At 73.1% G+C, this 8282-nt stretch carries 7 protein-coding genes; all 7 read right to left on the reverse strand.

The annotated features are described in order from the left end of the window. Positions 1-1443: argininosuccinate lyase (gene argH, locus DZG00_RS09455; RefSeq protein WP_119455567.1), on the reverse strand; the 1443-nt coding region annotated here is incomplete at its 3' end. A gap of 3 nt (positions 1444-1446) precedes the next feature. After that, on the reverse strand, positions 1447-2703 hold the full coding sequence (locus DZG00_RS09460) for an argininosuccinate synthase (protein ID WP_119381799.1): 1257 nt from the start codon (positions 2701-2703) through the stop codon (positions 1447-1449). Between the two features lie 48 nt (positions 2704-2751). After that, complete coding sequence (argF, locus tag DZG00_RS09465; RefSeq protein ID WP_119381798.1) at positions 2752-3675, reverse strand: ornithine carbamoyltransferase; 924 nt, start codon at positions 3673-3675, stop codon at positions 2752-2754. Between the two features lie 142 nt (positions 3676-3817). Continuing rightward, positions 3818-5035, reverse strand: coding sequence for an acetylornithine transaminase (locus tag DZG00_RS09470; RefSeq protein ID WP_119381797.1), 1218 nt, complete (start codon positions 5033-5035; stop codon positions 3818-3820). Then, a complete protein-coding gene (gene argB, locus DZG00_RS09475) occupies positions 5032-5943 on the reverse strand; it encodes an acetylglutamate kinase (RefSeq protein WP_199688910.1) in 912 nt (303 codons plus the stop codon). Before argB ends, DZG00_RS09470 begins: the two co-directional genes overlap by 4 nt. Positions 5944-5966: 23 nt before the next feature. Beyond that, positions 5967-7121 (reverse strand): bifunctional glutamate N-acetyltransferase/amino-acid acetyltransferase ArgJ, encoded by a 1155-nt coding sequence (gene argJ, locus DZG00_RS09480; RefSeq protein WP_119381795.1) that lies wholly within the window; start codon positions 7119-7121, stop codon positions 5967-5969. After that, on the reverse strand, positions 7118-8167 hold the full coding sequence (gene argC / locus DZG00_RS09485; protein ID WP_119381794.1) for an N-acetyl-gamma-glutamyl-phosphate reductase: 1050 nt from the start codon (positions 8165-8167) through the stop codon (positions 7118-7120). Before argC ends, argJ begins: the two co-directional genes overlap by 4 nt. Between the last annotated feature and the right edge of the window lie 115 nt (positions 8168-8282).

Raw genomic sequence — 8282 nt, forward strand, 5'->3', positions numbered from 1 at the left:
GGCTGCGGCGTCCGCCCGGGCGCGCAGCTCGGCCACGCGGCGCACCAGCTCGGCGCGCTGCTCGTCGACCCGGACGCGCGCGGTGCCGCCCACGCCGTCGCGGCTCGCCACGGATCCCTCGATGCTCAGGACCTCGCGGACCTCAGGCACCAGGTGCGGCGAGACGCCCTGCAGGTCGTCGTCGCTGAGACCGTCGAGGCCGACGCCCCGGGACTCCGCCAGCTTGACCAGCTCGCCCGTGATCTCGTGCGCGTCGCGGAAGGCCACCCGGTGCTTGACGAGCCACTCGGCCACGTCGGTCGCGAGCGAGAAGCCCTGGGGCGCCAGCTCCGCCATGCGGTCGACGTCGAAGCGGAGGGTCTGGATCATGCCGGTGAACGCCGGGAGCAGGACCTCGAGGGTCTGCACCGAGTCGAACACCGGCTCCTTGTCCTCCTGCAGGTCGCGGTTGTACGCGAGCGGGAGGCCCTTGAGCGTCGCCAGCAGGCCGGCGAGGTTGCCGATGAGCCGGCCCGACTTGCCGCGCGCGAGCTCGGCGATGTCGGGGTTCTTCTTCTGCGGCATGATCGAGGACCCGGTCGAGAAGGAGTCGCTCAGCGTGACGAACCCGAACTCGCGCGTGTTCCAGAGGATGATCTCCTCGCTGAGGCGCGAGAGGTCGATGCCGACCTGGGCGAGCACGAACGCGAACTCGGCCACGACGTCGCGGGCCGCGGTGCCGTCGATCGAGTTCTCGGAGCTGCGGGCGAAGCCCAGGTCGCGGGCGACGGCACCCGCGTCGAGGCCGAGCGTGCTGCCCGCGAGGGCCCCGGATCCGTAGGGCGACACGTCGGCGCGTGCATCCCAGTCGGCCAGGCGCTCGAGGTCGCGGACCAGCGGCCAGCAGTGCGCGAGCAGGTGGTGCGCGAGCAGCACCGGCTGCGCGTGCTGCAGGTGCGTGCGGCCGGGCATGATGGCGCCGCCCGCGGCCTCGGCCTGCGCGGCCAGGGCGTCGACGAGCTGCACGAGCATCACGTGGATGACGGCCGCGTGGTCGCGCAGGTACATGCGCACGAGCGTCGCGATCTGGTCGTTGCGGCTGCGGCCCGCGCGGAGCTTGCCGCCGAGCTCGGGACCCGCGATGTCCATGAGGCCGCGCTCGAGGGCGCCGTGCACGTCCTCGTCGGCCTCGGATGCGACGAGCGCGCCCGAGCGCACGCGGTCCTCCAGGGTGTCGAGCGCCTGCAGCATGGCCTGCCGCTCGGCGTCCGACAGGTATCCCGCGGACGCGAGAGCACGGGCGTGCGCCCGGGATCCGGCGATGTCGTACGGCGCCAGCTGCCAGTCGAAGTGCGTGGAGCGGCTGAGCGCCACGAGCTCCGGCGACGGACCGCCGGCGAAGCGGCCGCCCCACAGGGCGCCCGCCTCGCTCGCCCGGGAGGACGGATCCGTGCTCTCGGTCATGCGCTACTCCGCGGCGGGCGCGGCGTCGGCGGGCTCCGCGTCGGAGGTGGCCAGGGCCGCCTGCTCGACCGCGAGGTCGCGGCGCGCCGAGATCTTGCTCGGCAGCGACCACAGCTCGATGAAGCCCTTGGACAGCGACTGGTCGAACGTGTCGCCGGTGTCGTAGGTGGCGAGGTCGAAGTCGTAGAGGCTCGTCTCGCTGCGACGGCCGGTGACGACCGCGCGGCCGCCCCGGAGCGTCATGCGGATGTCGCCCGAGACGTGGCGCTGCGAGTCCTCGATGAACGCGTCGAGCGAGCGCTTGAGGCCCGAGAACCAGAGGCCGTCGTAGACGAGGTTCGCCCAGTCCTTCTCGACGCCGCGCTTGTAGCGGCCGAGGTCGCGCTCGATCGTGAGGGACTCGAGCTCCTCGTGTGCCTCGATGAGCGTCATGGCGGCTGGCGCCTCGTAGACCTCGCGGCTCTTGATGCCGACGAGGCGGTCCTCCACCACGTCGATGCGGCCGATGCCGTGCGCTCCGGCGGCGGCGTTCAGCTCCTGCACGATGCGCAGCGGCGAGTAGCGCACGCCGTCGATCGCGACGGGGACGCCGGCCTCGAACGTGATGGTGACCTCCGTGGGGTCGCGGAGCACGTCGGGGTCCTGCGTGTACTCGTAGAGGTCCTCGATGGGGCCGTTCCACGGGTCCTCGAGGAAGCCGGTCTCGACCGCGCGGCCCCAGACGTTCTTGTCGATCGAGTAGGGGCTCTTCTTGCTCTGCTCGATGGGCAGGTCGTGCTCGTTCGCGTAGACGATGGCCTTGTCGCGGGTGAGCGCGAGGTCGCGGACGGGCGCGATGCTGGTGAGGTCGGGCGCGAGCGCGGCGACGGCGGCCTCGAAGCGCACCTGGTCGTTGCCCTTGCCGGTGCAGCCGTGCGCGACGCTGTTCGCGCCGAGCTCGTGGGCGACGCGCGCGAGGTGCTTCGCGATCAGCGGGCGGCTGAGGCCCGAGACCAGCGGGTAGCGCTTCTGGTAGAGGGCGTTGGCCTTGAGCGCGGGGACGATGTAGTCGTCCGCGAACTCGTCCTTCGCGTCCACCACGACGGCCTCGACGGCGCCGCAGTCGAGCGCGCGCTGCCGGATGACCTCCATGTCCTCGCCGCCCTGGCCGACGTCGACGGCGAGGGCCACGACCTCCTTGCCGGTCGCGTCCTTGAGCCAGCCGATGCCGACCGAGGTGTCGAGTCCGCCGGAATATGCCAGTACCACGCGTTCGGCCATGCCGTTCTCCGTTTCGTTGCTGAGGTGTCTCGGGGTGTGCGGGCTGCGTCAGGGACGGCGCAGGAGCCAGACGAGCAGGGCCTTCTGAGCGTGCAGGCGGTTCTCCGCCTCGTCCCAGACCACCGATCGCGGGCCGTCGATGACCTCGGAGGCCACCTCGTACTCGCGGTCGGCGGGAAGGCAGTGCAGGAAGATCGCGTCGTCGACCGCGTGCTCCATGAGCTCGGTCGTGACCTGGTACGCGCCGAGCTCGGCCAAGCGCTGGGCCTTCTCCTCCTCGCGGCCCATCGACACCCAGGTGTCGGTGATGACCACGTCGGCGCCGGTGACGGCGTCGACGGGATCGGCGAGGATGCGGACCGAGCCTCCCGTGGTCGCGGCGATGCGCTCGGCGTCGGCGACCACGTCCGCGGCCGGCACGTAGCCCGCGGGGGCGGCGATGCGGACGTGCATGCCCGCCGTCACGCCGCCGAGCAGGTAGGAGTGCGACATGTTGCTCGCGCCGTCGCCGAGGAACACGAGGGTCTGGCCCGCGAGGTCGCCGCGGTGCTCGCGGATGGTGAGGAGGTCGGCGAGGATCTGGCACGGGTGGAAGTCGTCGGAGAGCGCGTTGACCACGGGGACGGTCGTGCCCGCAGCCATCTCCTCGAGGCCGGACTGGGCGTAGGTGCGCCACACGATGGCGGCCACCTGGCGCTCGAGCACGCGCGCGGTGTCGCTCGCGGTCTCCTTGCCGCCCAGCTGGCTGTTCGCCGTGCTGATGATGAGGGGGACGCCGCCGAGGTCCGCGATCCCGACGGCGAAGGACACGCGCGTGCGGGTCGAGGACTTGTCGAAGATGACGGCGACCGTCTGCGGACCCGCGAGGGGGCGCTCGGACCAGCGCTCGCGCTTCAGCTGCACGGCCAGATCGAGCACCTCGGCCTGCTCGGCCGGGCTCAGGTCGTCGTCGCGCAGGAAGTGGCGGGTCATCGCATCGCTCGCTCTCGGGGGGACTCGGGACTGGACAAGCCTAGGGGACGTGCGGGGGCCGCCCCGTCGGCGGGCGGGCCCGCGGGAGACGCCGACGAGCCGGGCCCGATCGCCGCCCCGATGCCGATCGGCGCGGCCGGGATCAGCGCAGGTGGCCGAGGGCGCGGCCGAACCGCTCGCGGAAGTCGCGCACCTCGGCGTCGCCGACGATGAGCGGCGGCGCGATGCGGAGGCTGCGGGCGTTCGGGGCGTTGATGATGAGGCCCTCGCCCAGCGCGGCGGCCGCGATGCGCCCGCCGTCCTCGTGGTGGAGGCCGACGCCGATGAGGAGGCCGCGGCCGCGCACCTCGGCGATGAGCGGGGAGTCGAGGCTCGTGATGGCGGCGCGGATCTCCTCGCCGCGGCGGGCTGCGTTCTCGACCAGCCCGGCGTCCTCGATCTCCGCGAGCACGGCGTTCCCCGCGGCGGTGGCGAGCGGGTTGCCGCCGAAGGTCGATCCGTGCTGGCCCTTCTGCAGGAGGTCGGCCGCGGCGTCGAACGCGACGAGCGCGCCGATCGGCACGCCGCCGGCGATGCCCTTGGCGATGGTGACCGCATCCGGGCGCACGCCCTCGTGCTCGTACGCGAACCAGCGGCCCGTGCGGCCGACGCCCGTCTGGATCTCGTCGAGGATCAGCAGCGCACCGTGCTCGCGGGTGAGCTCGCGCGCGCGGCGGAGGAAGCCGGCCGGCAGGTCGACCACTCCGGCCTCGCCCTGGATCGGCTCGAGGATGAGCGCCTGCACGGTGTCGTCGATCGCGGCCTCGAGGGCCTCGAGCGTCGGCGCGATGTGCTCGACGCCGCCGGGCAGCGGGAGGAACGGCGCCTGCAGCGCGGGCTGGCCGGTGAGCGCGAGCGCCCCCATCGTGCGGCCGTGGAAGGAGCCCTGGAGGGTGATGACGCGCGTGCGATGCGCGGATCCGTTGCGGCGCGCGAGCTTGAACGCGGCCTCGTTCGCCTCGGCGCCCGAGTTGCCGAAGTAGACGCGGCCGGTGTCACCCGCGCCCGTGATGCGGCGGAGGCGCTCGGCGAGCGCGATCTGCGGCGGCGTCGCGAAGTAGTTGGAGACGTGCGCGAGCGTGGAGACCTGCTCGGTGACCGCGCGGATGAGTGCCGGGTGCGCGTGCCCGAGCGAGTTGACGGCGATGCCGGCGAGGAAGTCGAGGTACTCCCGTCCCGTGGAGTCCCACACGCGGCAGCCCTCGCCGCGCACGAGCATGGCGAGCGGGGGCGGCGAGGAGCGCATCATCGCGGCCTGGAACCGGTCGGACCACTCGCTCTCGGTCTGGGTGGTGCGACGCTCCGGCTGTGTCGTGGTCATGCGGGCACGACCTCCGTTCCGATTCCGTTCGTGGTGAAGATCTCGAGGAGCATCGAGTGCGGGATGCGGCCGTCGATGATCGCGGCCTTGGGCACTCCCCCGTCGACCGCGTCGAGGCAGGCCGCCATCTTGGGGATCATGCCCGACTCGAGCGAGGGCAGCAGGGCGCGGAGCTCGTCGGCGCGGATGTCGGAGACGAGGGATCCGCGGTCGGGCCAGTCGCGGTAGAGGCCGGCGACGTCGGTGAGGATCACGAGCTTCTCGGCGCCGAGGGCCACGGCGAGCGCGGCGGCCGCGGCGTCGGCGTTGACGTTGAGGGACAGCGACGGGTCGGACTCGTCGGGCGCGATGGAGGACACGACCGGGATGCGCCCGGCGTCGAGCTGCGCGAGCACGGCCGTGGGATCCACCGCCACGACGTCCCCCACGAGCCCGAGGTCGACCTCGACGCCGTCGACCACGGCGCCGCGACGGCGGCCCGTGAACAGCCCGGCGTCCTCGCCCGAGACAGCGGCCGCGAGCGGGCCGTGCGCGTTGATGCCGCGCACGACGTCGCGGCTGACCTGCCCGGTGAGCACCATGCGGACGACCTCGAGCACCTCCGGGGTCGTGACGCGGTATCCGCCGCGGAACTCGCTCTCGATGCCGAGGCGCGTGAGCATGGCGCTGATCTGCGGACCACCGCCGTGCACGACGACGGGACGGAGCCCGGCGTAGCGCAGGTACACGACGTCCTCCGCGAAGGTGCGCGTGAGCTCCTCGTCGACCATGGCGTTGCCGCCGAACTTCACGACCACGATGCGGTCGTGGAAGCGCTGCAGCCACGACAGCGACTCGATGAGCGTCGCGGCCTTCGACTCGGCCTGCGCCTGGTCCAGGTCGGCGGCCTCCTGCGTGATGGCGGTCACGTCCGTCCCGTCTGCGTCGCCCATCAGCTGGCGTACGCGCTGTTCTCGTGCACGTAGTCGTGCGTGAGGTCGTTGGTGAGGATGGTCGCGGTGGCGTCGCCCGCGTGCAGGTCGATGAGGATGTGCACGGCGCGCGGGTGGAGGTCGACTAGCTCGCGGCTCTCGTGCGGCTCGCCCGCGCGGCACACCTGGACGCCGTTGATGGCGACGTCGATGCCGTACGGGTCGAACGCGGCGCCCGTGGTGCCGACGGCCGCGAGCACGCGACCCCAGTTGGGGTCGTTGCCGAAGACGGCGGCCTTGAAGAGGTTGCTGCGGGCGACCGCGCGGCCGACCTCGACGGCGTCGTCGTCGGAGGCCGCGTGCACGACCTCGATGGCGATGTCGTGGGACGCGCCCTCGGCGTCGGCCTGCAGCTGCTCGGCGAGGTCGGCGCAGACGGCGGTGAGCGCGGCCTGGAACTCCCCCGGGTCGGGCACGACGCCGGACGCGCCGCTCGCGAGGAGCGTGACCTGGTCGTTGGTCGACATGCAGCCGTCGGAGTCGAGGCGGTCGAACGTGACGCGCGTGGCCTCCCGGAGCGCGGCGTCGAGCGCGGCGGCGTCGAGGTCGGCGTCGGTGGTGATCACGACGAGCATGGTGGCGAGGCCCGGCGCGAGCATGCCCGCGCCCTTGGCCATGCCGCCCACGGTCCAGCCCGCGTCCGACGCGCGGGCCGACTGCTTGGGCACCGTGTCGGTGGTCATGATGGCGCGGGCCGCGTCGTCCCCGCCGTCCTCGGCGAGCGCGACGGAGACGCGGGCGACCCCGTCCTCGAGCTTCTCGAGCGGCAGCTGCTCGCCGATGAGGCCCGTGCTGCAGACGAGCACGTCGCCGCTCGAGACGTCGAGCGCGCGGCCGACAGCCTCGGCGGTGGCGTGCGTGACCTGGAACCCGCGGGATCCGGTGTAGCAGTTGGCGCCGCCGGAGTTGAGGACGACGGCGCTCACGACGCCGTCCCCGATGACCTGCCGCGACCAGAGGATGGGGTTCGCCTGGCAGCGGTTGCTGGTGAAGACCGCGGCGGCCGCCTGCGACGGCCCGGTGTTGCGGACGAGGGCGACGTCGAGCGCGCCCGTGGATTTGAGGCCGGCGGCGACCCCTCCGGCGACGAAGCCGCGCGCGGCGGTGACGCTCACGGGGCCACCCCGTTCACCGGGAGGCCCATGGCCTCGGGCAGGCCGAGCGCGATGTTGGCCGACTGGATCGCCGCGCCCGCCGTGCCCTTGACGAGGTTGTCGATGGCGGTGACCGTGACGACGCGGCCCGCGGACTCGTCGATCGCCAGGCCCACGAGCGCGGTGTTGGATCCCGTGACGTCGGAGACGTTCGGGAACGACCCCTCGGGCAGCAGGTGCACGAACGGCTCCTCGGCGTAGGCGAGCTCCCACGCGGCCCGCACGTCGTGCGCGGAGAAGCCGGGGGCGAGGCGCGCGGTGGCCGTGGCGAGGATCCCCCGGGCCATCGGCACCAGCACGGGCGTGAACGAGACGCTCACGTGCCCGCCGCCCGCGGTCTCGAGGTTCTGCCGGATCTCGGGCGTGTGGCGATGCGTGCCGCCCACGGCGTACGCGCTCGCGGAGCCGAGGATCTCGCTCGCCAGCAGGTTCGTCTTCAGCGCGCGGCCGGCGCCGGACGGTCCGACGGCCAGCACCGCGACGATGTCCTCCGGCTCGATGACGCCCGCGCGGATGCCGGGCTGCAGCCCGAGCGTGATGGCGGTGACGTTGCAGCCGGGCACCGCGATGCGCTTCACGCCCGACAGGCGCGTGCGCTGGGTGCCGCCCTCCTCCGCGTGCAGCAGCTCGGGGAGCCCGTAGGGCCAGGCGCCCGCGAACTCGCCGCCGTAGAACGCGTCCCACGCGGACTCGTCGACGAGGCGGTGATCCGCCCCGCAGTCGACCACGAGGGTCTGGTCGTCGAGCTCGGCCGTGATGGCCCCCGACCTGCCGTGCGGGAGGGCGAGGAAGACGACGTCGTGGCCCGCCAGCTGCTCGGCGGTCGTCTCCACGAAGGTGCGGTCGGCGTACGAGGCGAGGTGCGGGTGCACCTGTCGCAGACGCTCGCCCGCGTTCTGGAAGGCGGTGAGCGTCTGGACCTCGAGGCGCGGGTGGTCGGCGAGCAGGCGGAGGAGCTCCCCGCCCGCGTAGCCGCTGGCACCCGCGACGGCGACTGAGAATGACATGCATCAAATCTAGTGCCGGTGCCGGAGGGGTCCCGCCGGGCCGGTGCCCGCGGACGGACGCGCGGGCGGGCCCTCCACCGGGGAGAGCCCGCCCGCGCGGACCGTGCGTGCGCCG

The organism is Clavibacter lycopersici, from assembly GCF_003576405.1.
In the GTDB taxonomy this organism is placed as follows: Bacteria; Actinomycetota; Actinomycetes; order Actinomycetales; family Microbacteriaceae; genus Clavibacter; species Clavibacter lycopersici.